Annotated in this window: 19 protein-coding genes and 1 riboswitch; of the genes, 8 read left to right on the top strand and 11 right to left on the bottom strand. The window is 64.8% G+C overall.

Features of this window, described 5'->3' with window-relative positions:
* Together IAE39_RS05100 and mdcA are read right to left on the bottom strand one after the other, a co-directional pair.
* Nucleotides 1-909, bottom strand: a complete 909-nt coding sequence (locus IAE39_RS05100; protein ID WP_201199929.1) for a triphosphoribosyl-dephospho-CoA synthase — start codon at nt 907-909, stop codon at nt 1-3.
* Nucleotides 909-2,570 (bottom strand): malonate decarboxylase subunit alpha, encoded by a 1,662-nt coding sequence (mdcA, locus tag IAE39_RS05095; protein WP_201199927.1) that lies wholly within the window; start codon nt 2,568-2,570, stop codon nt 909-911. The genes IAE39_RS05100 and mdcA overlap by 1 nt, the downstream gene beginning before the upstream one ends.
* Nucleotides 2,571-2,842: 272 nt before the next feature.
* Here mdcA and IAE39_RS05090 point away from each other — a divergent pair, with 272 nt between their 5' ends.
* Nucleotides 2,843-3,913, top strand: coding sequence for an enoyl-CoA hydratase/isomerase family protein (locus IAE39_RS05090; RefSeq protein WP_201199925.1), 1,071 nt, complete (start codon nt 2,843-2,845; stop codon nt 3,911-3,913).
* Between the two features lie 16 nt (nt 3,914-3,929).
* Nucleotides 3,930-5,081: an acyl-CoA dehydrogenase family protein gene (locus IAE39_RS05085; RefSeq protein WP_201199923.1), complete on the top strand. Its 1,152-nt coding sequence runs from the start codon at nt 3,930-3,932 to the stop codon at nt 5,079-5,081.
* Nucleotides 5,082-5,228: 147 nt separating this feature from the next.
* Here the strand turns inward: IAE39_RS05085 and IAE39_RS05080 are convergent, their stop codons facing one another.
* Nucleotides 5,229-6,161 (bottom strand): LysR family transcriptional regulator, encoded by a 933-nt coding sequence (locus IAE39_RS05080; protein ID WP_201199921.1) that lies wholly within the window; start codon nt 6,159-6,161, stop codon nt 5,229-5,231.
* A 125-nt stretch (nt 6,162-6,286) separates the two neighbouring features.
* On the opposite strand from IAE39_RS05080, the gene IAE39_RS05075 reads away from it, so the two are divergent.
* Nucleotides 6,287-6,550 carry a DUF2790 domain-containing protein gene (locus IAE39_RS05075; RefSeq protein ID WP_201199920.1) on the top strand — a complete coding sequence of 88 codons (264 nt, stop codon included), beginning with the start codon at nt 6,287-6,289 and terminating at the stop codon, nt 6,548-6,550.
* A 1-nt stretch (nt 6,551) separates the two neighbouring features.
* Here IAE39_RS05075 and IAE39_RS05070 read toward each other — a convergent pair whose 3' ends face one another.
* On the bottom strand, nt 6,552-7,244 hold the full coding sequence (locus IAE39_RS05070; protein WP_201199918.1) for a tRNA (adenine(22)-N(1))-methyltransferase: 693 nt from the start codon (nt 7,242-7,244) through the stop codon (nt 6,552-6,554).
* A 136-nt stretch (nt 7,245-7,380) separates the two neighbouring features.
* Here IAE39_RS05070 and IAE39_RS05065 point away from each other — a divergent pair, with 136 nt between their 5' ends.
* The 3 genes from IAE39_RS05065 to IAE39_RS05055 all read left to right on the top strand — a co-directional run bounded on the left by IAE39_RS05065 (nt 7,381) and on the right by IAE39_RS05055 (nt 10,781).
* Entirely contained in the window at nt 7,381-7,761 is a 381-nt protein-coding gene (locus tag IAE39_RS05065; protein ID WP_201199916.1) for a RidA family protein, read from the top strand.
* A gap of 250 nt (nt 7,762-8,011) precedes the next feature.
* Complete coding sequence (locus IAE39_RS05060) at nt 8,012-10,012, top strand: peptidase U32 family protein (RefSeq protein ID WP_201199915.1); 2,001 nt, start codon at nt 8,012-8,014, stop codon at nt 10,010-10,012.
* Between the two features lie 211 nt (nt 10,013-10,223).
* Entirely contained in the window at nt 10,224-10,781 is a 558-nt protein-coding gene (locus IAE39_RS05055; protein WP_201199913.1) for a TetR/AcrR family transcriptional regulator, read from the top strand.
* A gap of 205 nt (nt 10,782-10,986) precedes the next feature.
* On the opposite strand, the gene IAE39_RS05050 is transcribed toward IAE39_RS05055, so the two are convergent.
* The 3 genes from IAE39_RS05050 to IAE39_RS05040 all read right to left on the bottom strand — a co-directional run bounded on the left by IAE39_RS05050 (nt 10,987) and on the right by IAE39_RS05040 (nt 16,886).
* Nucleotides 10,987-14,118 (bottom strand): efflux RND transporter permease subunit, encoded by a 3,132-nt coding sequence (locus IAE39_RS05050; RefSeq protein ID WP_201199911.1) that lies wholly within the window; start codon nt 14,116-14,118, stop codon nt 10,987-10,989.
* 15 nt (nt 14,119-14,133) lie between these two features.
* A complete protein-coding gene (locus IAE39_RS05045; protein WP_201199909.1) occupies nt 14,134-15,276 on the bottom strand; it encodes a MexC family multidrug efflux RND transporter periplasmic adaptor subunit in 1,143 nt (380 codons plus the stop codon).
* Nucleotides 15,277-15,560: 284 nt separating this feature from the next.
* Nucleotides 15,561-16,886: a sigma-54 dependent transcriptional regulator gene (locus IAE39_RS05040; RefSeq protein WP_201199908.1), complete on the bottom strand. Its 1,326-nt coding sequence runs from the start codon at nt 16,884-16,886 to the stop codon at nt 15,561-15,563.
* A 342-nt stretch (nt 16,887-17,228) separates the two neighbouring features.
* On the opposite strand from IAE39_RS05040, the gene IAE39_RS05035 reads away from it, so the two are divergent.
* A complete protein-coding gene (locus tag IAE39_RS05035) occupies nt 17,229-17,495 on the top strand; it encodes a hypothetical protein (RefSeq protein WP_003247923.1) in 267 nt (88 codons plus the stop codon).
* 103 nt (nt 17,496-17,598) lie between these two features.
* Here IAE39_RS05035 and IAE39_RS05030 read toward each other — a convergent pair whose 3' ends face one another.
* The 4 genes from IAE39_RS05030 to cobW form a co-directional block, all read right to left on the bottom strand.
* Nucleotides 17,599-18,189 (bottom strand): vWA domain-containing protein, encoded by a 591-nt coding sequence (locus IAE39_RS05030; protein WP_201199907.1) that lies wholly within the window; start codon nt 18,187-18,189, stop codon nt 17,599-17,601.
* Nucleotides 18,190-18,266: 77 nt separating this feature from the next.
* Entirely contained in the window at nt 18,267-19,280 is a 1,014-nt protein-coding gene (locus IAE39_RS05025; RefSeq protein ID WP_201199906.1) for an ATP-binding protein, read from the bottom strand.
* Between the two features lies 1 nt (nt 19,281).
* Nucleotides 19,282-23,043: a cobaltochelatase subunit CobN gene (cobN, locus tag IAE39_RS05020; RefSeq protein WP_201199905.1), complete on the bottom strand. Its 3,762-nt coding sequence runs from the start codon at nt 23,041-23,043 to the stop codon at nt 19,282-19,284.
* 3 nt (nt 23,044-23,046) lie between these two features.
* Nucleotides 23,047-24,114, bottom strand: a complete 1,068-nt coding sequence (cobW, locus tag IAE39_RS05015; RefSeq protein ID WP_328825505.1) for a cobalamin biosynthesis protein CobW — start codon at nt 24,112-24,114, stop codon at nt 23,047-23,049.
* A gap of 100 nt (nt 24,115-24,214) precedes the next feature.
* Nucleotides 24,215-24,426, bottom strand: a riboswitch (cobalamin riboswitch).
* Between the two features lie 100 nt (nt 24,427-24,526).
* On the opposite strand from cobW, the gene IAE39_RS05010 reads away from it, so the two are divergent.
* Nucleotides 24,527-24,889, top strand: a complete 363-nt coding sequence (locus tag IAE39_RS05010) for a glyoxalase superfamily protein (RefSeq protein ID WP_201199901.1) — start codon at nt 24,527-24,529, stop codon at nt 24,887-24,889.
* Nucleotides 24,890-24,969: the final 80 nt, after the last annotated feature.

Genomic DNA, 24,969 nt, shown 5'->3' with positions numbered 1-24,969 from the left:
TCACAGGCTCCCGGCTTTGTCGAGGAACAGGCAGGCGGCCAGCAGATCGGCGGCGCCGCCCGGTGAGGCGTTCAGGTGCAGCAGTTGTTGGTCGAGCTGGCGCAGGTGCCGGCGCCCGGCAAGGCTGGCACAGCCCCCTGCAGCCAGTACGGCGCGCGCGCCTTGCTGAACGGTGGCCAAGCCGGCTGGGCCACTGCGCCAAAGCACGCAGGTGTCGCTGAGCACGGCCATGATTGCCAGCAAGGCGTCGAGACGCGCATGCGGCTCGCTTGCGCCAGCCGCGCGGCTGCGCAGCAGTTGTGGCAGGCCGTGGCCGATGACCGCAGGGAAGCCTTGTTGTGCCTGTTCGCGGGCACCGCTGGTGCCGTAGCGCTGGCGCACCTCCTGGCCATGGCTGTGCTGCTGCGGCATGGCCGGGTCGTCGAACAGGGCGATGCGCCCGGCACGAGCGGCCAGGGTGCCGGCGTCGGCATTGGGGTCGAGGGCCTTGGCGGCTACCAACAGGCCCAAGGCCCAGATTGCGCCGCGGTGGGTGTTGACGCCGTGGGTGGCGGCCAGCATCGCGGTTTCGCCTTCGCGGCCGAGCTGGCCGAGGGTGGCGCGCAGCGGTTGGTTGATGGTGCCAATGGCCTGGGCGGCTGCGGCCATGTTGCGCAGGCAGGGCCACAGGGCCAGGGCCGAGGCGTGCATCAGGGCCAGGGACATGTCGGGGTGGGCGCCGTTGCTGCGGCGGTCGACCAGGCCGGGTTTGGGGGACAGGTCGGCTTCGTCGATCAGGGCTTCTATGGCCAGGTCGGCCAGGTGGTCTGGCAGTTGGATCTGGGGTGTCTGGGCTGGCCTCTTCGCGGGTAAACCCGCTCCCACAAGGACCGCGTGATGCCCGTGGGGTTGCAACTCGAGTGCTTTCATCACCAGCTCCTGAACCGTGCAGGCGGGTTGTACAGGCCGCCGGACCATTCGACCAGGTCGGCAATGCTGCGCGCGGCCAGCAGCTCGCGGCTGGCGTCGGTGCGGCGGATGCCGAGGTCTTCGGGCAAGGCCACCAGGCCTTGCTGACGCAAGCGCACGGTGTCCTTGGGGTCGTGGCGCAGGCCGATGGCGGTAACCCCGGCCACGGCCGCGATCATCTGCTGGCGCTCTTCCAGGCTGCGGGCCTTGTACAGGTAGGCAATGCCCTCTTCGGTCAGCAGGTGGGTGACGTCGTCGCCGTAGATCATCACCGGCGCCAGCGGCATGCCGGCCTTTTTCGCCACTTCCACGGCATCGAGGGTTTCCACGAAGGTCGGCTTGCCGCCTTCCTGGTAGGTCTCGACCATCTGCACCACCAGCTTGCGGCCACGCTCGAGCAGGGTTTCAGGCACGGTCATGTCCAGCCAGGCCGGGGTTGCGTGGCGCCGGCCACGCGGGTCGTGGCCCATGTTCGGCGCACCGCCGAAGCCGGCCAGGCGGCCACGGGTCACGGTCGATGAATGGCCATCACCATCCACCTGCAAGGTCGCACCAATGAACAGGTCGACGGCATACTGCCCGGCCAACTGGCACATCATGCGGTTCGAGCGCAGCGAGCCGTCGCGGCCGGTAAAGAACACGTCCGGGCGCTGGGCGATGTAATCCTCCATGCCCAGTTCGGTACCGAAGCAGTGCACGCTTTGCACCCAGCCGGTCTCGATGGCGGGGATCAGTGTAGGGTGCGGGTTGAGTGTCCAGTTGCGGCAGATCTTGCCCTTCAGGCCCAACGACTCGCCGTAGGTGGGCAGGATCAGTTCGATGGCCGCAGTATTGAAACCAATACCATGGTTCAGCGACTGCACCTGGTGTTTTTCGTAGATGCCGCGTATGGCCATCATCGCCATCAGCACATGCACCGGCTTGATATGGCGCGGGTCGCGGGTAAACAGCGGTTCTATATAGAAGGGTTGGTCGGCGACCACCACGAAATCCACCCACGATGCCGGAATATCGACCCGTGGCAGGTCATCGACGTGGTCCACCAACTGGTTGACCTGGGCAATGACAATGCCGTCGCTGAATGCGGCCGGCTCCACCAGGGCCGGGGTGTCCTCGGTGCTGGGGCCGGTGAACAGGTTGCCATCGCGGTCGGCCATGAAACCGGCCACCAGGGTGACGTTGGGAATCAGGTCGACCAGCAGCCGCGAATACAGCTCGATATAGGTATGAATGGCGCCGACTTCGAGCAGGCCGTCTTCCAGCAACTGGCCGATGCGCAGGCTCTGTGGGCCGGCAAAAGAGAAGTCGAGCTTGCGGGCGATGCCGCGTTCGAACAGGTCCAGGTGCTCGGCGCGGCTGACGCTGGGCATGATCATGTGCAGGTCGTGCAACCGCCCGGGGTCGACCTTGGCCAGCGAACGCGAGAGGAAGTCGGCCTGTTTCTGGTTGTTGCCTTCAAGCACTACCCGGTCGCCGGGGGCCAGCAGCAGCTCCAGGGCTTCGACGATACGCTCGGTAGGTAGCACCACGCCATCGGCAAGGTGGCGGACCCGGTCCAGGCGGCGCTGCTTTTCGGCACGCCGCCGCGACCATTGCGGCGGTGGATTCTGCGTTGTTGTCATGGGTGACTCCACGGGTTCGCTGTCGTGGGTGTTACCTTAGGGCGGGGGTGATTGGCGTATCAATCAAGCTCGGTCGCGGATCGTTACGTTCAGGTTAACGATCAACAGGATGTGCGGGCGCTGATGTCGCTATCACCCGTTAAGGCAAAAATGCAGAATCCCCCTGCAGAATTGTCGATTGTGCAAGGCAAATTCGCATGACAGGATCCTGCGATCCTCCAGCGAACTCCAGACTTCACTTGGAAAATCAATAACAAAGCAGGGAGAACGCAATGACTGCGCACGCTCACACCTCGCCAACCGACCAGGTTTTGGCCGAGGTTCGCAACCAGATCGGCCACCTGACCCTGAACCGCCCCGCTGGCCTGAATGCCCTGACCCTGGACATGGTCCGCAGCCTGCGCCAGCACCTCGACCTGTGGGCCGAAGCCCCACACGTGCGCGCGGTGGTGTTGCGCGGCGAAGGCCCCAAGGGCTTCTGTGCCGGTGGCGATATCCGCTCGCTGCACGACAGCTTCAAGGCCGGAGACACGCTGCACGAAACCTTCTTCGTCGAGGAATACGCCCTCGACCTGGTCATCCACCGCTACCGCAAGCCCGTTCTGGTGCTGATGGACGGCTTTACCCTCGGTGGCGGCATGGGCCTGGCCCAGGGCTGCGACCTGCGCGTGGTGACCGAACGCAGCCGCCTGGGCATGCCCGAGGTCGGCATCGGCTACTTCCCCGACGTAGGCGGCAGCTACTTCCTGTCGCGGCTGCCGGGCGAGCTGGGCACCTACCTGGGCGTCAGCGGCGCGCAGATCCAGGCGGCCGACGCCTTGTACTGCGGCCTGGCCGACTGGTACCTGGCCAGCGAGCAGATCACTGCCCTGGACCAGGGCCTCGACCAACTGGCGTTCAGCGACAACCCGCTGAAAGACCTGCAAAACCTGCTGGCCAGGCTCGGCACCCAGGTGCTGGGCGACGCACCACTGGAAAAACTGCGCCCGGTCATCGACCACTTCTTCGCCCTGCCCGACCTGCCAGCGATCGTCGAGCAATTGCGTGCGGTCAGCATAGGCGACAGCCATGCCTGGGCCGTTGCCACCGCCGACCAGCTGGAAAGCCGCTCGCCGCTGGCCATGGCGGTTACTCTGGAGATGTTGCGCCGCGGGCGCCAGCTGGGCCTGGACGACTGTTTTGCCATGGAACTGCACCTGGACCGCCAGTGGTTCCAGCATGGCGACATCATCGAGGGCGTGCGTGCGCTGATCATCGACAAGGACAAGCAACCGCGCTGGAACCCGCCGACCCTGGCTGCACTGCAGCGCCAGCGGGTCGACCAATTCTTCGAAGGCCTGTGAGCCCGGGAGTACACAGATGCAAGACCTGGAACTGAGCGAAGAACAGATCATGATCCGCGACATGGCCCGGGACTTTGCCCGTGGCGAGATCGCCACACATGCCCAGGACTGGGAAAAGGCCGGCTGGATCGATGATGGCGTGGTGCGCAAGATGGGCGAACTGGGCCTGTTGGGCATGGTGGTGCCGGAAGACTTCGGCGGCAGCTACACCGACTACGTTGCCTACGCCCTGGCGGTGGAAGAAATCGCCGCCGGTTGTGGCGCCACCGGGGCGATGATGAGCATCCACAACTCGGTCGGCTGCGGCCCGCTGCTGGCCTACGGCACGGCGGAACAGCAACAGCAGTGGTTGCCGCGCCTGGCCACTGGCGAGGTGATTGGCTGCTTCTGCCTGACCGAGCCGCAGGCCGGCTCCGAGGCGCACAACCTGCGCACCCGCGCCGAGCTGGTCGATGGTCAGTGGGTGATCAACGGCGCCAAGCAGTTCGTCAGCAATGCCCGACGTGCCGGTTTGGCCATTGTCTTCGCGGTGACCGACCCGGAGCTGGGCAAGAAAGGCCTGTCGGCGTTCCTGGTGCCCACCGACAACCCGGGCTTCAAGGTTGACCGCAGCGAGCACAAGATGGGCATCCGCGCTTCCGACACCTGCGCGGTCACCTTCGACAACTGCCGCATTCCGGCCGCCAACATGCTCGGCGAACGTGGCAAAGGCCTGGCCATTGCCCTGTCCAACCTTGAAGGCGGCCGTATCGGTATTGCTGCCCAGGCGTTGGGCATTGCCCGCGCCGCGTTCGAAGCGGCGCTGGTCTACTCGCGTGAGCGCGTGCAGTTTGGCAAGCCGATCAACGAACACCAGAGCATCGCCAACTTGCTGGCCGACATGCAGGTGCAGGTGAATGCTGCGCGTTTGCTGATCCTGCATGCGGCGCGCCTGCGCAGCGCTGGCAAGCCGTGCCTGTCAGAGGCGTCGCAGGCCAAGCTGTTTGCCTCGGAAATGGCCGAGCGGGTGTGCTCGATGGCGATCCAGGTGCATGGCGGCTATGGCTACCTGGAGGACTACCCGGTGGAGCGCTATTACCGCGATGCGCGGATTACCCAGATTTATGAAGGGTCGAGCGAGATCCAGCGAATGCTGATTGCGCGGGAGTTGAAGCACTATCCGCTGTAACTCGATCTAGCCAAGAATGCGGCCCCCTGTGGGAGCGGGTTTACCCGCGAAGAATGCGACGCGGTGGATGGCACCGGCTTCGCCGGTGTTCGCGGGTAAACCCGCTCCCACAAAGTTTGGTGACATTCCTGCGAAAGCGACACTCGCCTAGCGCCAATACCGCGCATCATCCACCACCCTGGCATGCCCCTCGAACAACGCCGGCAGCTGCTCCTTGAGGTAGTCGATCCAGGTACGCACCTTGGCATCCAGGTAGTGCCGGGACGGGTACATCGCGTACAGCGCACTCTCCCGCAACCGGTACGGCGCCAACAAGCGGCACAAGCGCCCCTGCCCGATCGCCTGGCTGGCGGTGTAGAACGGCAGCAGGCCAATGCCCATGCCCAGCTCGCTGGCCACCAGCATGGCGTCGGCAACGTTGGTCGAGAAACTGTCGTTCGGCGCAATCACGCACTGGTCAACCCCTTGCGGGAACACCCAGTCGCCTTCATACATCGGGTAGGCCATGCGCAGGCAGCGGTGGTTGTGCAAGTCTTCGGGTCGCTCCGGTACACCATGGGCTTCCAGGTACCCGGGCGCCGCGCAGGGAATACTGAAAATGTTGCCCAGCGGAACGGCGATCAGCTGCGAATCCGGCAGAGCGCCGTCGACGGTAATCACCACGTCATGCCCTTCGGCCAACGGGTCGGGGTTGCGCTGCGACAGGGTCAGTTCGATCACCACGTCCGGGAACAGTGCGTTGTAGCCCGCCACCAGCGGCATCAGTAGCAGCCCAAGGCCGTGCGGGCAATGCAAACGCAGGTGGCCACGTGGGGTCAGGTGCGCGCCACGGGCTTCGCCTACCGCCTCTTCGGTCAGCAGCATGATCTGCCGCGCCCGCTCCAGAAACCGCTCGCCCGCCTCGCTCATGCGCAAGCGCCGCGTGGTGCGGTGCAGCAAGCGGGTCTGCAGTTGGTTTTCCAGCTCGGCGACAATGCGCGATACCTGCGCCGCAGAAATATCCAGGGCGTTGGCGGCCGCAGCGAAGCTGCCACATTCCACCACACGGGCGAAGGTACGCATGGCATGCAGCATGTCCATGAAGGTGTGCTCCTTGTTCGGTCTTATTCTTGCGTTACCCGCAGGAATCTATCACGAGTTAGCCCCTTTATTGTGCGAGACCTTTGAATACATCATTAGTCATACATTGAAAAAAGGAGCCTGCCATGAAACGTTCGATCGCTGTCCTCGCCATTGTCGCTGCCTTCGCCTCGTTCGGTGCCCTTGCCGACGCGGGCAACAACCAGCCGGTCAGCCGTAGCAACTACGAGTACGGCATGCCGCTGGATGTGGCCAAAGTCATCTCCATCACCCCGGCCAGCAACGCCGCCGACTGCCAGGTGGGCACCGCACACATGGTGTACGTCGACCATCAGGGGCAGAAGCGCGAAGTCGACTACCGGGAAATGGGCAACTGCTCACAACAGTGAGTCAGCCCAGTACCTGGGTGATCCAGCCCACCTGCAGGTTGAAGTCGTCAATCTTTGCCTGAGGCACTGCGTCCCGGGCCCGCTGGAAGTTGGCCAGGGTCTGTTGCTTCTGCCGCAGCATGCGCCGCCACTTGACCATGAACGCCTCGCTTTTTTCCTGCATCAGCACCGGGCCAAAGTACAGCTGTTCAGCGGTGTACACCGCCACGCCCGGCTCGGCAACGATGATTTCGTAGTCGAAGCGGTTTTCCCGCAGCAATTCTTCGCTGACGATCCGGTAGCCATTGCCCACCAGCCACTGGCGCAAATCGCGCTCGGCGCCATTGGGCTGCAGCACCAGGCGCGTAACGCCGGCCAGGCGCTGCTTGCCGGCCTCCAGGATCTCGCACATGGTTTCGCCGCCCATGCCGCACAGGCTCACCACCGATATACGGTCTTGCGGCTCGACCGCTGCCAGGCCATCGGCCAGGCGCACGGTAACGCGCGCTTCCAGCCCGTTCCTGCGCACGGTGCGCTGGGCCGAAGCGAACGGCGTCTGCGCCACCTCTCCCGCCACCCCGGCCTCAATTACGCCGCGTAGCATCAAGGCCACCGGCAGAAAGCCGTGGTCCGAGCCAATGTCGGCCAGGCGCGCGCCCTGTGGCACATGGGCGGCCACGCGCTCCAGGCGCCTGGACAAAGTCTGTTCGTTCAACGTAAACCCCTGGTTTTGCAATCGGCCGCGATTCTGACGGCGAACGCCGCGCATTTCAAACACCGGGGCACCCTCGACCCGCCCCGTGTGCTCGCGTAGGCTTGCCGTTTTCCTTCCGTGCAAGGCAACACACACCATGGCAAATGCAGACATCATCTACACCCCGGACCCGGACGCCGAGTCGATTTCTTCCGACGTTGCCGAGTACAACGGCGTGCTGGTCAGCACGCAGATCCCGACCCGCGCCGACGGCAGCCTGGAGCTGGGCGGCATCGTCGAGCAAAGCGAGTGCACCCTGCAGGCGCTGAAGGTGGCGCTGGAGAAAGCCGGCAGCGGCATGGACCGAGTGCTGCACCTGACCATCTACCTGACCGACATGGCCGACCGCGCGGCGTTCAACGAGGTGTACCAGCGCTTCTTCAGCAAGCCATGGCCGGTGCGTGCCGCAGTGGGTGTGGCGTCGCTCGCGTTTGAAGGCATGCGTGTCGAAGTGACTGCTATGGCTGCCAAGCGCTGACTTGAAGATCGAGCGCGATACCTGTGGGAGCGGGTTTACCCGCGAAAAAGGCGACGCGGTGCATGGCACCGGCTACGCCGGTATTCGCGGCTGAAGCCGCTCCCACAGGGTTCCGGGTGGGCTGCGAAATCAGCGGTTGACCACCATACCAGCACCGCAAGCCTGCCCACCCGGCACCCCAATGGTGCCGCCAGCCCGTTTCGCCGCTACAATGCCCGCCTAAACCGTGACAGCCCGAAAATATAACGACATGTCCCTTCCAAAGAATCACCTGGAACTGCTCAGCCCTGCCCGTGACGTGGCCATCGCCCGCGAAGCGATCCTGCACGGCGCTGATGCCATCTATATCGGCGGCCCGAGCTTCGGTGCGCGCCACAACGCCTGCAACGAAGTCGGCGATATTGCCGAACTGGTCGAGTTCGCCCGTCGCTACCACGCACGCGTGTTCACCACCATCAACACCATCCTCCACGACAACGAGCTGGAGCCGGCGCGCAAGCTGATCCACCAGCTGTATGACGCCGGTGTCGATGCGCTGATCGTTCAGGACCTGGGGGTGATGGAGCTGGACATCCCGCCGATCGAGCTGCACGCCAGTACCCAGACCGACATCCGCACCCTGGAGCGGGCCAAGTTCCTCGACCAGGCCGGGTTCTCGCAGCTGGTGCTGGCGCGCGAGCTGAACCTGCAGCAAATCCGCACCATCGCCGCCGAAACCGACGCCGCCATCGAGTTCTTCATCCACGGTGCGCTGTGCGTGGCTTTCTCTGGCCAGTGCAACATCTCCCACGCGCAAACCGGCCGCAGTGCCAACCGTGGCGACTGCTCGCAAGCCTGCCGCCTGCCCTACACCCTGAAGGATGACCAGGGCCGCGTGGTGGCGTTCGAAAAGCACCTGCTGTCGATGAAGGACAACAACCAGACCGCCAACCTGGTCGACCTGGTCGATGCCGGCGTGCGCTCGTTCAAGATCGAGGGCCGCTACAAGGACATGGGCTATGTGAAGAACATCACCGCCCATTACCGCAAAGAGCTCGACGCCATCCTCGAAGGCCGCCCGGAATATGCCCGTGCGTCCAGTGGCCGTACCGAGCACTTCTTCCTGCCCGACCCGGATAAAACCTTCCACCGCGGCAGCACCGACTACTTCGTCACCGACCGCAAGGTCGATATCGGCGCCTTCGACTCGCCCACCTTCACCGGCCTGCCAGTGGGCGTGGTGGAAAAGGTCGGCAAGCGCGACATGCAAGTGGTCACCGACGTGCCATTGACCAACGGTGACGGCCTGAATGTGCTGGTAAAGCGCGAAGTGGTGGGTTTCCGCGCCAACATCGCCGAGCCGCGTGGCGAGTTCGAAGAGGACGGCAACAAGCGTTACCGCTACCGCGTCGAGCCCAACGAAATGCCCGAGGGCCTGTACAAGCTGCGGCCCAACCACCCGCTGTCGCGCAACCTCGACCACAACTGGCAGCAGGCCCTGCAACGCACCTCGTCCGAGCGCCGGGTTGCCGTTGAATGGCACGCGGTACTGCGCGAGCAACGCCTGCTGCTGACCCTCAGCAGCGAAGAAGGGGTCAGCGTGCAGGTGGCCCTGGAAGGCCCGTTCGGCGCGGCCAACAAACCGCAGCAGGCCCTGGAGCAACTGCACGACCTGCTCGGCCAGCTGGGTACCACGATGTACCACGCCAACAGCATCGAGCTGGACGCCCCGCAGGCGTACTTCATCCCCAACTCGCAGCTCAAGGCCCTGCGCCGCGAAGCCATCGAAGCGCTGACTGAAGCCCGCGTGCAGGCGCACCCGCGTGGCGGGCGCAAGGCCGAAACTACGCCGCCGCCGGTGTACCCCGAGTCGCACCTGTCGTTCCTGGCCAACGTGTACAACCAGAAGGCCCGCGACTTCTACCACCGCCATGGCGTGCAACTGATCGACGCGGCCTATGAGGCCCATGAAGAGCACGGCGAAGTGCCGGTAATGATCACCAAGCACTGCCTGCGCTTCTCCTTCAACCTGTGCCCCAAACAGGCCAAGGGCGTGACCGGCGTGCGTACCAAGGTGGCACCGATGCAGCTGATCCAGGGGGACGAAGTGCTGACCCTGAAGTTCGACTGCAAACCGTGCGAGATGCATGTGATCGGCAAGATGAAAAACCACATCATCGACCTGCCGACCCCGGGCAGTGCGGTGGCGCAGGTGGTCGGGCATATCAGCCCGGAAGACCTGTTGAAGACGATTCCGCGTGGGGCGCATTGATCTTTTTTAGCCTGTAAGGGCCCTTTCGCGGCTAAAGCCGCTCCTACACTGACCGCGCTGCCCTCACGGCCGACGCGGTCGTTGTAGGAGCGGCTTTAGCCGCGAAGAGGCCGGAAAAGACACCAAAAAGTCTCAAATGAGACTTCGAAGCTTGATCCCCCACCCATTTCCTGCACAATAATTGCCATGCGACCCCACGCGAGGCATACCGATGCACCCTACCCCCCACGATGAACGCCTGCTCAAGGCCTTGGCCCACGCCATCGTGGTCCACCCCCGCGCCACCCTCAAGGAGCTGGCCGAAACCGCTGGTGTCAGCAAAGCCACCTTGCACCGTTTCTGCGGCACCCGCGACAACCTGGTTGCCATGCTGGAAAACCATGGTGAGCAGGTGCTCAACCAGGTGATCGACAATGCCGACTTGCACAACGCCGAACCCCTGGCTGCGGTGCGCCACCTGATTGCCGAACACCTCAAGCACCGTGAAATGCTGGTGTTCCTGATGTTCCAGTACCGCCCCGACACCCTGCTGGGCGACAGCGAAGACCGCCGCTGGCTGGCCTATACCCAGGCAATGGATGCGTTCTTTTTGCGGGCGCAGCAGCTGGGCGTGTTACGCATCGACATCAGCGCGGCGGTGTTTACCGAAATGTTCATTACCCAGATCTACGGCATGGTCGACGCCGAACGGCGCGGGCGCGCGGCCAGTGCCACTTCGGCGCAGGCGTTGGAGCAGCTGTTTCTGCATGGCGCCCAGGCCAGACCCTGAAAGCGGTGCTGGCTTCTTCGCGGGTAAACCCGCTCCCACAGGTACCCCACAGCTGTCAGAACCTGTGCAAAACCCTGTGGGAGCGGGTTCACCCGCGAAAGGGCCGGCAGTTCCAACGCAAAAAAAGGCCCCTGGGCACAAGTCCCAAGGGCCAGAACGGTTGGATCATCCAACCAAAGGAGCCTTTCTCAGCCGCACCTGCCCATCACTCCAGCACCTCGGCAGCTCGGGCTTGCGGCGCTGGCTTGCGCTTGAGCAGCGACAGCACCCAGACAAAACAGATCGGGACGAACAGCACACCCAACAATGTGGCGCTGAGCATGCCGCCGATCACCCCGGTACCGATTGCCCGCTGGCTCGCGGCGCCGGCACCGCTGGCGATGGCCAGGGGCACCACGCCGAGAATGAACGCCATCGAGGTCATCACGATGGGCCTAAAACGCAAACGTGCGGCCTCGATGGCAGCGTCACGCAGGCTGTAACCCTTCTCCCACAGCTCTTTGGCAAACTCGACGATGAGGATGGCGTTCTTCGCCGCCAGGCCAATGATGGTGATCAGGCCTACCTTGAAGTACACGTCGTTGGGCATGCCGGTGACCATGACTGCCAGCACCGCGCCCAGCGCACCGATCGGCACGATGAGCATCACCGTCAGCGGGATCGCCCAGCTTTCGTACAACGCCACCAGCAGCAGGAACACCACCAGTATGGCCAGGGCGAACAGGCTGCTGGCCTGGCCGCTGGACACCTTTTCCTGATACGACAGGCCCGTCCAGGCGTAACCGATACCCGGCGGCAGTTCGCTGACCAGGCGCTCCATCTCGGCCATCGCCTGGCCGGTGCTGTAGCCCGGGGCGGCGTCGCCGGAAATGCGGATCGACGGGTAGCCGTTGTAACGCACGATCTGCACCGGCCCCTCTTCCCAGCGGGTGCTGACGAAGCTGCTGAACGGCACCTGCTGGCCATCGGCATTCGGCACATACAGGCGCAATACGCTTTCCGGGGTCATGCGCTCGCCCTGCTCGGCCTGCACCACTACCCGCTGTTGCCGGCCGGCGTTGGTGAAGTCGTTGATCACCGCCGAGCCAAAGGCAGTGGCCAGGGTGTTGTTGATGGTTTCGAAGGTTACGCCGAGGGCGCGGGCCTTTTCCCGGTCGATGTCGACCCGCAGTTGCGGCGCCTCGGCCAGGCCTTCCATCATTGCGTAGAGGATGACCGGGTTGCCGTTGGCCTCGCCAAGAATCTGGTCACGCGCCGCCAGCAAGGCTTCACGGCCCAGGCCGCCGCGGTCGAGCAGGCGCAGGGAAAAACCACCGGCATTGCCCAGGCCGTCGATCGGCGGCGGGTTCACCGCCATGATCGCGCCATCGCCGTAGCCGGCGAACTGTGTGTTGATCGCCTGGGTTTCGGCGTCCACCGATTGCTCGGCACTACGCAGTGACCAGTCCTTGTAGGTGGGGAACGCCAGCGCGGCGTTCTCGCCCATGCCAGAGAAGCTGAAACCGCTGACCATGAACGCCGACGCCAGTGCCTCACGCGACATCAGGAACTGCTCCAGCGCCTGCCCGGTGGCGTCGGTGCGCACGCGGCTGGCGCCCGGCGGCAGTTGCACGTCGACAATCGCATAGCCCTGGTCTTCCACCGGCACGAACGACTCGGGCAAACGCAGGTAGAAGTAGCCCAGCATGGCCAGGATCCCGGCATACACCAGCATGTAGCGGCCGGCACGCCGCACCAGGGCCTTGTTCAATACCGAATAGCGCTCGGTAAGCCGCGCAAAGCCACGGTTGAAGGCGCCAAAGAAACCGCGCTTTTCATGGTGCCCGGGGGCCACCGGCTTCAGCAGCGTGGCGCACAGCGCCGGGGTGAAGGTAAGCGCGAGAAAGCCCGAGAACAGGATCGACACCGCCAGCGACAGCGAGAACTGCTGGTAGATCACCCCCACCGAGCCGGACATGAACGCCAGCGGCATGAACACCGCCGACAGCACCAGGGTAATGCCGATGATCGCGCCAGACACCTGGCCCATGGCCTTGATGGTGGCGTCGACCGGTGACAGCCCCTCCTCGGCCATGATCCGTTCGACGTTTTCCACCACCACGATGGCGTCATCGACCAGGATACCGATGGCCAGCACCATGCCGAACATGGTCATCATGTTCACCGAGAAGCCCATCAGCTTCATCACCATCAGCGTACCCAGCAGGCACACTGGCACCACGATCGATGGGATGAGCGTGTAGCGGATGTTCTGCAGGAACAGGAACATCACCAGGAACACCAGCACCATGGCTTCAAGCAGGGTGTGGATGACCTTTTCAATGGCCACGTCGACAAAGCGCGAAGTGTCGTACGGCACCGAGTACTCGACGCCCTCGGGGAAGAACGCGCTCAATTCGGCCAGGCGCTCCTTGACCAGGTCGGCGGTTTTTAGCGCATTGGCGCCCGGTGCCAGTTGCACCGCACCGGCCACGGCGGGTTTGCCGTTCAGGCGCGAGGCGAAGTTATAGCTTTCCATGCCCACTTCCAGGCGGGCGACATCGGCCAGGCGCACCAGCGAACCGTCCGGGTTGGCGCGCAGTACCACCCGGCCAAACGCCTGCGGATCGTCCAGGGTGCCTTGCACCGCCAGGGTGGCCGTCAGCTCCTGCTGGCTGCTACCGGGCGCGCTACCGAAGCTGCCGGCTGGCACCTGCACGTTCTGGCCGCGGATGGCGTTGCTCACGTCATCGATCGACAACCCGTAGCCCACCAGCTTTTGCGGGTCGACCCACACCCGCATGGCGGCTTCCGACGAGAAAAACTGCAACTTGCCCACGCCCGGTACCCGGCGCAGTTCGTTATTGATGTTGCGCGCCGCGTAGTCGCCCAGTGCCGTGGTGTCGGCCTGGCCGGCGCCGTCCTTGTAGCTGAGGGCGTAGATCAGCAAGAACCCGGCGCTGGTCTGTTCCACCTGGATGCCTTGGGTGGTCACCGCCTGCGGCATGCGCGCCTCGGCCTTTTTCAGGCGGTTCTGCACATCGACCTGGGCCAGTTCCGGGTCGGTGCCCGGCTCGAAGGTGACCACCACTTCGGCCATGCCGTTGGAGTTGTTGGTCGATTCGAAGTACAGCAGGTTCTTGGCGCCGTTCAGCGACTCCTCGATGATGCTGGTCACGGAATCCACCAGCACCTTGGCCGAAGCCCCCGGGTAGGTGGCGGTGATGGTGATTTGTGGCGGCGCCACGTTGGGGTACTGCGCGACCGGCAGTGAAGGAATGACCAGCAACCCGGCCAGGGAAATGAACAGCGCCACGACCCAGGCGAAGTTCGGCCGTTTGATGAAGAATTTGGACATCGCGTTACCCTCGCCTTAGCGCGCAGCGGCTTGTTGCGCCGGGGCCGGGGCCACCGGCATGCCCGGGGCCAGGCCAGCCGGGCTGCCGACGATCACCTGGTCACCTGGGCGCAAGCCTTCGGTGACCTGCCAGCGGGCGCCGTGCATGGCACCGGTGCGCACGCTGCGGGCCTCGGCCATGCCGTCAGTGCCGACCAGCATCACCCGCGCCTCACCGTCGCTGCCGCGCTGGATGGCGCGCTGCGGAACCAGGATGGCCTGGTTGTCGGTGCCCTGCGGGGTGCGCACACGCACATACATGCCTGGCAGCAGTATGCCGTCGGCGTTGTCGAAGCGACCGCGCAGGGTCACCTGGCCAGTGCCGCGGTCAACCGCGATGTCGGTGAACATCAGCGTGCCCTGGCGCTGGTAGTCGGTACCTTCGACCTGAGCGGTCAGGGCCTGCTGGTCGCCCGCGGCCAGTGCGCCATCCTTCAAGGCCTGGCGCAGGCGCAGGGCGTCGGCGGCGGGCTGGGTGAAGTCGACGTAGATCGGGTCGAGTTGCTGGACACGCGCCATCAGCGTGGCGTCGCCCTGCCCCACCAGCGCACCTTCGGTGACCAGTGCACGGCCAATACGGCCAGAGATCGGCGCCTTGACCGTGGCATAGCCCAGGTTCAGGCGCGCGGTCTCGACATCGGCCTGTGCCGAGCGTACAGCCGCCTGGCCACTGCGCAGGTCGGCGCTGGCCGTGTCGAAGTCCTGCTGGCTGACGGCTTCGATTTTCACCAAGGGTTCATAGCGACGCACGCGTGCCTGGGCTTCGAACATGACCGACCGGGCCCGGGCCAGGTCGGCTTCAGTGCGGGCCAATGCGGCCTTGAACGGCGCCGGGTCGATCTGGAACAACACCTCACCGGCCTTGACGTCGGCACCCTCTTCGAAGCGTTTGTGCAAAACGATACCCGCCACCCGCGCACGTACCTCGGCGACACGCATGGGCTCAACCCGGCCTGGCAGGGTGGCCGCCAAGGTCAGGGGTTCGCTGGCGACCGTCACGGTCTGCACCGGAAAGGCGCTTTGGGCCACAGACGGCGGCACTTCTGTTTCGCCGCAACCGGCCAAAACGACGGCTGCCAGCAGGCAGCTGGCCATTCCTGTTGCACGCAAGTTGCTCATGATTCACCCGAGCTCAAGATGGAAAAACGGCCCGAATGATATTGGCAGAGGCAAAATGAGTCAATTTTGTCTCATTTGATACTTTGTTAATAATTGTGAAGCCAGCACCCTATGCCCGACCGGTGTAGGAGCGGCCTTGCGTCGCGATCGGCCGCGTAGCGGCCGCAAGCCCTGCATCCCCAATATTCCTGGCAGACCGCGTCGCCTGAATTGCGGCCGCTGCGCGCCCGATCGCGACGCAAGGCCGCTCCTACACTTACGGCGTCGGCCTGCAAAAAAAGGGGTCAGCGTATCTGATGCTTGTGCAACAACCGATAAAACGTCGGCCGCGAAATGCCCAGCACCTTGGCCGCGACACTCAGGTTGTCACTGTGGCGGTTGAGCACATCGCACAGCGCCTGCCGCTCGGCGCGGTGTTTGTACTCTTCCAGCGTGCCCAGCGGTTGTTGCTCCTGGTCGAGCAACTGCAAACCCAGGTCCTGCGCCTCGATCTGCCGCCCTTCGGCCAGCACCAGCCCGCGCCGTACGCGGTTGGCCAGCTCGCGGACATTGCCGGGCCAGTCATGCCGGCCCATCGCCGCCAAGGCGTGGTCGCTGAATGAACGTGGCCGGCGGCCGGTTTCCAGGCTGTAGAAATGGGCAAAATGGCTGGCCAGCATCGACAAGTCGCCATGCCGGTCGCGCAGCGGTGCAGTGACCACCTGCAACACGTTCAGGCGGTAATACAGGTCTTCGCGAAAACGCCCTTGCTCAATGGCCCGTTCCAGGTCCACGTGGGTTGCCGCCAATACCCGCACATCCACCGGGATCGGCTGGCTGCCGCCCACGCGCTCGATATGCTTTTCCTGCAGGAAGCGCAGCAAGTTGGCCTGCAATTCCAGCGGCAGGTCGCCAATTTCATCAAGGAACAACGTGCCGCCATGCGCTGCTTCGATGCGCCCGGCCTTGCGTTGATGCGCCCCGGTGAAGGCGCCCTTTTCGTGGCCAAACAATTCGGACTGGATCAAATGTTCGGGGATAGCCCCGCAGTTGATGGCGATGAACGGCTGCTCGCTGCGCTGCGACTGGCGGTGCAGCGTACGCGCCACCAGCTCCTTGCCGGTGCCGCTTTCACCGCGGATCAGTACCGGTGACTCGGTCGGCGCCAGCTTGCCCAGCAACTTGCGCAACTCGCGGATCGGCCGGCTTTCGCCAAGCAACTCGTGGGTTGCCTCATCAACCTTGACCGCCCCTTTACCGCGCAAACGCGCCATGCCGAATGCCCGCCCCAGCGTGACCTGCACCCGGGAAACATCGAACGGCAAGGTGTGGAAGTCGAAAAACCATTCACAGACAAAATCACCGAATGCCGGCATGCGCAGCTGCTCGGCACTGAGCACGGCGATCCATTCGGTGTTGCTGCGCTTGATCATGTCCTTGACCGCGTCGGGGTGGCGCAGGTGCGACGCCTGCAAGCGCAACAGGCCTACATCGCAGGGGTGTTCCAGCGCAGAGCCGAGCATACAGCTGTCCACATCCCAGCCTGCGTTGTGCAGGCCAGGCAATAGACGATGGCAGTCGTCGCAAGGGTCGACGATAAGCAAACGACGTTGAGCGGCAGGCTGTTGCATGACCGATCCTTGGCGCCATTTTTTGGTTTTTTGATGTAAAACAGCAAGTTGTGGCGCCTGCTTAACAGTAGCAACGAAGTTGACGGTTCCCAGTACCGTCTGTCTGCCGAAGCTTTTTTTTACAATGTGCCACGGGAATTTTCGCACTTTATCGACATCACATGGCGGCGCAGGGAACAACGATTTTGCCCCTGACAAAAAAATTTACAACCCATGTGTGACTTACCCCCGGACAACGAGCATCAGTACACATAACCCCGCGCTGCACTTCGCGATGATTGAGGCGACTTTGAAGCAACGCGGACTTAACTTCGATGTTTGGGACCATAGAGAGACCGAACCATGAATGCCCCGCTCCGTGTCAACGAAGCACTGCTGATTGCCGACCACGCCTTCGAACCTTTCCAGTGCGTAGCCTGGGATGCACCCAACGGTACTGGTGAACTAAGCCTGGCAGTGATCGACCGGACCAGCACCCGCATCGGCGCCAAGCAAGTGTCCTCGCGCATCTATTCCGACCCGGCCCAGTGGGCCAGCCTGATCGAGGAAGTGCGCGCCGAACTGTGCGAAAAAGGTTACGACCTGCAACCGTGGTCGATGCCGAAATAATAGCCACCGGCAATACAAGTGCGTGCAGCGCCACGCACTTGTGCAACTTCTTCGGCGGCGCCTTTGCAACTTCTGTTATTGCGACATAATGCCGCGGCATTGTTCATTCCATTACCTTGAACTGCTGCACATGCTGATAAACCGCCCGCAGTTGTTCAGCCAGCCGCTGTGCACGCCCCAAGCGCACCGGCGCCAGTTCCATATCCACCAATAACGTGGCACACGGCATCGGCTGCACGGTATTCCAGTGTTGCAGCCGACCGTCGGTAAACACCAGGCAGCGCACGACCTCTTGCGGATGCGCCTGTTGCCGCGCCAGCAGCCACTGCCTGGCCTGCTCCAGGGCCGCGATCAGTGGCGTTCCGCCCCCTGCCCCCAAAGCCTGCAACCAGGGCTGCAACGCGGCCGAAGCCTTCAAGCCGTGGCGCTGCCAGTGCGGCGTGCGCCCACTGGCGGTCAGCAAGGCCAGCCGGGCACGCTGGCGATAGGCCTGGTCGAACAGTGTTGCCAGCACCCCTTTGGTTTGAGACAGGGCCTGATGCCGACGCGTCGAGGCCGACGCATCGACAATCACCAGCCACAATTCTGCGGGTTTGCCTTGGCGCTGCTGCCAGCACAAATCCTGGCGCTGGCGTGGTCGCCCCTTGAGCAAGGTCGGCAGCCAGGCTACCCGGCCGGCCGCCGCATTACGCACCCGGCCACGGCTGGCACCGTACTGCTTGCCTGCACCCGCTTTGGCATCCGCCCCTGTGGCAGGTGGCTGGGGGATGCTCAGGGCTTTTTTGCCCAGTTCGGCACCTCACGGCGGGCGCCGCTGGCCACTGGCTGCGCCGGCAATGCCCCCCAGTCACCCTGCCCGCCCTGTTCGCCAGGGTTACTGGCCCCCTGCTGACCGGCCTGCTGGTCCGGCGGCGACGGCGGGTTGGCCTGGGGCCTGACACGACGGCGATGGCGCAAGGCAAACTCGGCCACGGCCTCGACATCCGCTTCGGTGATAGCCGCAGCACCGCGCCAGGCGCAGTGGGCACGCGCTGCGCGCAGCCACACCAGGTCGGCTCGCAGGCCATCGACGCCAGCGGCGTAGCAGCGCTCGGTGATCCAGGCCAGCGCCTGGTCATCCAGGGCAATGGCGGCCAGGGCGTGTCGCGCCGCCTGGCAGCGCTCACGCAATTGCGCCTGGGCTTGTGCCCATTGCGCGCAGAAAGCCTGCGGGTCACTGTCGAAGGCCAGGCGACGGCGGATGATCTGCTGCCGTGCCTCGGGCTCGGGCAACCCCTCCAGCACCACGTTCAGGCCGAAACGGTCGAGCAGTTGCGGGCGCAGCTCGCCTTCTTCCGGGTTCATGGTGCCGATCAGCACGAAACGGGCACTGTGCCGGTGCGAAATACCGTCGCGCTCGATACGGTTGGTACCGCTGGCAGCCACGTCGAGCAACAGGTCGACCAAGGTATCGGGCAGCAAGTTAACCTCATCGACATACAGCACGCCACCGTCGGCCTGGGCCAGCACGCCCGGCGAGAACTGCGCCTTGCCCTGCCCCAGCGCGGCATCCAGGTCGAGCGTACCGACCAGCCGCTCCTCACTGGCGCCCAGCGGCAAGGTGACGAACGGGCCTTCGCCGAGCAGGTCGGCCAGGCCACGGGCCAGGGTACTCTTGGCCATGCCACGCGGCCCCTCAATCAGCACGCCGCCGATTTTCGGGTCGATGGCGGTCAGGCACAGTGCCAGTTTCAGCGCGTCGGCACCGACCACGGCGGCCAGTGGAAATTGCACGGGTTCACTCATTTCAAGCCTGTTCCTCGCCGTCGAGCAATTGTTCCTCAAGGGCTTCGCGGTAGTCGCCCGGCGCTTGCCACAGGCCGCGCTGCTGGGCCTCCAGCAGGCGCTCGGTGAGGTCGCGAAGGGCCTCGGGGTTGTGCTCGCGCATGAAATCGCGGGTCGCCGGGTCGAGCACATAGGCATCGGCCAGCCCCTGGTAATGATGGTCGTCGATCAGGTGGGTGGTGGCGTCGAAGGCAAACAGGTTGTCGACCGTCGCTGCCATCTCGAAAGCGCCCTTGTAGCCGTGGCGCTTGACCCCGTCGATCCACTTGGGGTTGAGCGCGCGGGCGCGGATCACCCGGTTCAGTTCTTCCTTCAGGGTACGGATGCGCGGCCGGTCGGCCTGGCTATGGTCGCCGTGGTAGCTGGCCACGCCAGCCCCGCTCAAGGTTTCCGACGCAGCCAGCATGCCGCCCTGGAACTGGTAATAGTCGTTGGAATCGAGCAAGTCGTGCTCGTGGTTGTCCTGGTTCTGCAGCACCGCCTGTACCTTGGCCAGGCGCTGGGCGAACTGGGCGCGGGCCGGGGTGCCGTCGTCACTGGCGCCGTAGGCGTAGCCGCCGTGGTTGAGGTAGACCTCGGCCAGGTCGTCGCGGCTGTGCCACAGGCGGCCGTCAATGGCGTTCTGCACCCCGGCGCCGTAGGCACCGGGCTTGGCACCGAACACCCGCCAGCCGGCCTGGCGTGCGGCTTGGTCAGCGTCCACGCCTTGTGCCTGCAGCGCCGCGCGCTCGCTGCGCACGCGGGCAGCCAAGGGGTTGAGGTCGTCGGGCTCGTCCAGCGCGGCCACCGCCTGCACCGCCGCGTCGAACAGGCGGATCAGGTTGCCGAAGGCATCCCGGAAGAACCCGGAAACACGCAGGGTCACGTCCACCCGCGGGCGGTCGAGCAGGCTCAGCGGCAGGATTTCAAAGTCGTCAACGCGCTGGCTGCCCGTGGCCCATACCGGCCGCACGCCCATCAGCGCCATCGCCTGGGCAATGTCATCGCCCCCGGTGCGCATGGTTGCCGTGCCCCACACCGACAGGCCCAGCTGGCGCAGGTGATCGCCGTGGTCCTGCAAGTGGCGCTCAAGAATCAGGTTGGCCGACGCAAAGCCCAGCCGCCAGGCCGTGGTGGTGGGCAGGTTGCGCACGTCCACGGTATAGAAGTTGCGGCCGGTGGGCAGCACGTCGAGGCGGCCACGGCTAGGCGCACCACTGGGGCCAGCGGGCACGAAACGCCCGGCCAGGGCCGCCAGCAGGCCATTCATTTCGGCAGCGCCGCAGGCGTCAAGGCCGGGTGCCACCGCTTCGCGCAGGGCCTGCACCACATCCTGTACCGGCTGCCATGGGGCAAGGGCCGGTAATGCCGGCGTGCCGCCCAGCGCCTGCTCGATCACCTGCAGCGCCAACAGTTCGAGGCGCTCGCGGGTATCGCCACAGGTTCGCCATGGCTCGCTGCTCACCGCCTGCAACGGCTCGGGGCGGGCGCCCTGCCACGGCTGGCCAAGTTCGCAATCGAGCGGGTCGAAGCCCGGTACCAACGACTTGGCCAGGGCCCGCAGCAGGCTGGCATTGCCGCCGCGACCATCGCCACGCTCGACCCTGAGCAACGCCAACAGGGTATCCAGCCGCAGCCGGCCCGTGGGCGACTCGCCGAATACATGCAGGCCATCACGAATCTGCGACTCCTTGAGGTCGCACAGGTAAGTGTCCAACCGCGGCAGCCACACGGCGGCATCGTCCAGCTGGCCTTCCAGTTGTAACTCACGGTCGATGTGGTTGGCCTTGACCAGTTCGAGGATGTCGCGCTGCAACTCGCGGGCACGCCGCGGGTCGAGCAGTTGCGCTTCGTAGAACTCGTCGGCCAGTTGCTCCAGGTGGCGCAGCGGGCCATAGGTTTCGGCGCGGGTCAGCGGTGGCATCAAGTGGTCGATGATCACTGCCTGGGTGCGGCGCTTGGCCTGGGCACCCTCGCCCGGGTCGTTGACGATGAACGGGTAGATGTTCGGCAGCGGGCCGAGCAAGGCGTCCGGCCAGCACTGCGCCGACAGCCCGACACCCTTGCCGGGCAGCCACTCGAGGTTGCCATGCTTGCCAACGTGGATCACCGCATCGGCAGCGTAGGCATGGCGCAGCCAGAAATGGAATGCGAGGTAACCGTGCGGCGGCACCAGGTCGGGGTCGTGGTACACCGCGCTGGGGTCTACCTGGTAGCCGCGTGCCGGCTGGATACCGACGAAGGTCAGGCCAAAGCGCAGGCCGGCGACCATCAGCCGACCACTGCGGTACATCGGGTCCTGCTCGGGCGGCCCCCAGCGTTCCAGCACTGCCTGGCGGTTGGCCTCGGGCAAGCGCTCGAACGCGGCCTGGTAGTCGACCAGGCTCAGGCTCTGGGCGCAGGGGCGCTGGTCGAGGTGGTCGAGGTCGTTGGTCACACCGCCAAGCAACTGGTGAATCAGTTGTGTGCCGCTGCCCGGTAGTTCGGCCAGCGGGTAGCCTTCGGCCTGCAGCGCCTTGAGAATGTTCAGCGCGGCTGCCGGTGTGTCCAGGCCCACGCCATTGCCAATGCGGCCATCGCGGGTCGGGTAATTGGCCAGCACCAGTGCCACGCGCTTCTGTGCATTCGGCAGGCGCGCCAACTCGACCCAGCGCCGCGCCAGTTCGGCAACGAAGTCCATACGCTCGGGGTGGGCGCGGTAACACACCACGTCGGACTGGCTGCGCTCGCTGCGCCAGGCCATGTCCTTGAAACTGACCGGGCGGGTGATGATGCGCCCGTCCAGCTCTGGCAAGGCAATGTGCATGGCCAGGTCACGCGCGCCCAGGCCCTGCTCGCTGGCTTCCCAGCCGGGCTGGTTATCCTGCGCGCAAATGGCCTGCAACACCGGGATATCACGGCGGAACGGGCGCAGGTTGGGGCGTTCGGGGCTGGACAGGGCAAAACCGGTGGTATTGACCAGCACTTCGGCGCCGACCTCGTCCAGCCAGGCTTCGACCTGCTCCAGGCAGGCGCTTTCCTTGAGGCTGGCCACGGCGATCGGCAATGGATTCAGACCGGCCGCCTGCAGGCGCTGGCAGAACACGTCGATGAACGCGGTGTTGGCGGCTTGCAGGTGCGAGCGGTAGAACAACAGCGGCGCCACCGGCTGTTCGGGCTGCCACTGCGGGTACCAGTCTTCCAGCGCCGCGCTGCCTATTTGCGGGTGGTACACCGCCGTGCGCGGCAACGGCTGCGGCTCGTCCCAGGCATAGTCGCGGCCCAGCCACTGGCTGGCCAGGCAGTTGAACAGGTTGATGGCGTTGGCCTTGCCGCCCTGGCGCAGGTAGTGCCAGAGGCGTTCGGCCTGCGCGCCGGTGACGCTGCCCAGGCTGGTGAGTTCCGGGTCCGGGCGGTCGTCGCCCGGCACCAGGATCAGCTGCACGCCACGGGCAGCCAGCTCGACCAGTTGTTCTACGCCATAGCGCCAGTAACCGACGCCACCGTGCAGCGACACCAGGATGACCTTGGCATGGCGCAGCACCTCGTCGACATACAAGTCGACCGAGGCATGGTTCTGCACCTGCATCGGGTTGGCCAGGCGCAGGCTGGGGAAGTCTTCGGGCAATTGCTCGGCGGTGTCGGCGAGCAATGCCAGGTGTGAATCGCCGCTGCAGAGAATCACCAGCTCGGCGGGTGTCTGACCGAGGTCGGCAATGCTGTCATCCGGCACAAAGCCGCCGGGCTGGGTCCGCAGCAGGTGCATGGGTCAGGCGCCCAGGGCCTGGCGCAGGCGCGCTTCCAGCTGGGCTGCATCAAGGTCCTGGCCGATCAGCACCAGGCGGGTGATGCGCGGCTCGTCGGCGCGCCAGGCACGGTCGAAGTGCTTGTCGAAACGGGTACCCACGCCTTGCACCAGCAGGCGCATCGGCTTGCCCGGAATGGCAGCGAAGCCTTTGGCACGCAGGATGCCGAACTCCACCACCAGCTGGGTCAGGGCGTCGAGCAGCAGGCTTTCGTCGGCTTCCGGCAGGTCGATGGAGATGGAGTCGAAGGCGTCGTGGTCATGATCGTCATGGTCGTCGCCGTCGTGGTGCGAGTCGTGGTGGGTACGGCGGCCATCGATGTGCGCCTCGGACTCGGCGCCCACGCCCAGCAGCACTTCCAGTGGCAGCTTGCCGCTGCTGGCTTCGACCACTTTCACCGCCGGCGGCAGTTCTTCGGCCACTTCGGCGCGGACCTTGGCCAGGCCTTCGGCGTCGATCAGGTCAGCCTTGTTCAATACCACCAGGTCGGCGCTGGCCAATTGGTCGGCGAACAGCTCGTGCAGTGGCGATTCATGGTCCAGGTTCGGGTCGAGCTTGCGCTGAGCGTCAACCTGGTCCGGGTAGGCGGCAAAGGTACCGGCGGCCACGGCCGGGCTGTCTACCACGGTAATGACCGCGTCGACGGTGCAGGCGTTGCGGATTTCCGGCCACTGGAAGGCCTGCACCAACGGCTTGGGCAGGGCCAGGCCGCTGGTTTCGATCAGGATGTGGTCGAGGTCGCTGCGGCGTGCCACCAGTTCGCGCATCACCGGGAAGAATTCTTCCTGAACGGTGCAGCACAGGCAGCCGTTGGCCAGCTCGTAGACGCGGCCGGTGGCCTCTTCTTCAGTGCAACCGATGCTGCATTGCTTGAGGATTTCGCCGTCGATACCCAGTTCGCCGAACTCGTTGACGATGACCGCAATGCGGCGGCCCTGGGCGTTGTCGAGCATGTGGCGCAGCAAGGTGGTCTTGCCCGAGCCGAGGAAGCCGGTGACGATGGTGACGGGGAGCTTGGCCAGTGTTTTCATGTCGCATTGCCCTTGGCAGTATGGCGCGGGCATGCAGGACGACAGCCACGGGCCAGGCCGGCCGGGCTTGTTCGCCACCGGATCACCCCGCCCGGTTGAAAGTCGAAAACGTCACGAGGCAGGTCTCCTGGCTCGCACCGTTCCAGTTGCCTGCTGACGCGGCAGCCTGGCGGGATGACGCCTTCCCGCGCGTTGGCGCAGTGGCTGTGTCGATCCGTTTCGGTGCTTACAGTTGCGGGGGCAGCCGCGGCTTGTACCGCGTTCCCGTCTTAGCTTCGGCCTGGCCGAAGAACCTCGAAGTGGCAAGGCTACGCAGTGGCTGGCGGGTGGTCAACCATTGCTGCTGGGCTGGGCGACCACAAGCGGCGCAACTGGGTTACAGTGGGCCTTCATCCACGGTCAAGGACGCCTCATGCCCCTCGCCCCCGCCATACCGGTACTGCGCATATTCTCGGTCGACAAGGCCCGGGAATTCTACCTCGACTTCCTCGGTTTCAGCGTGGATTGGGAGCACCGTTTCAGCCCCGACCTGCCGCTGTACCTGCAGATTCACCGCGACGACCTGGTCCTGCACCTGTCCGAGCACCATGGCGATGCTTGCCCCGGTTCCACGGTATTTGCCCGCATCGACGATCTGAGAGCGCTGGAGCGTGAGCTGCAGGATAAACAGTATGGCTATGCGCGGCCTGAGGCTGAGCGCCTGGACTGGGGCTTGCAGATGCAGGTGTATGACCCGTTCGGCAACCGCTTGCGCTTTTGCCAGCAGATGGAATAAGCGCTTGATGATGTCCGTCGAAACATTTCCAGCGCCTATGAGATCGAGCGCCGCCCGCGCGGCGCTTCGCGGCTAAAGCC

It is taken from the genome of Pseudomonas sp. S37, assembly GCF_016658545.1.
In the GTDB taxonomy this organism is placed as follows: domain Bacteria; phylum Pseudomonadota; class Gammaproteobacteria; order Pseudomonadales; family Pseudomonadaceae; genus Aquipseudomonas.
This window is presented reverse-complemented; position numbering and strand designations above follow the sequence as displayed.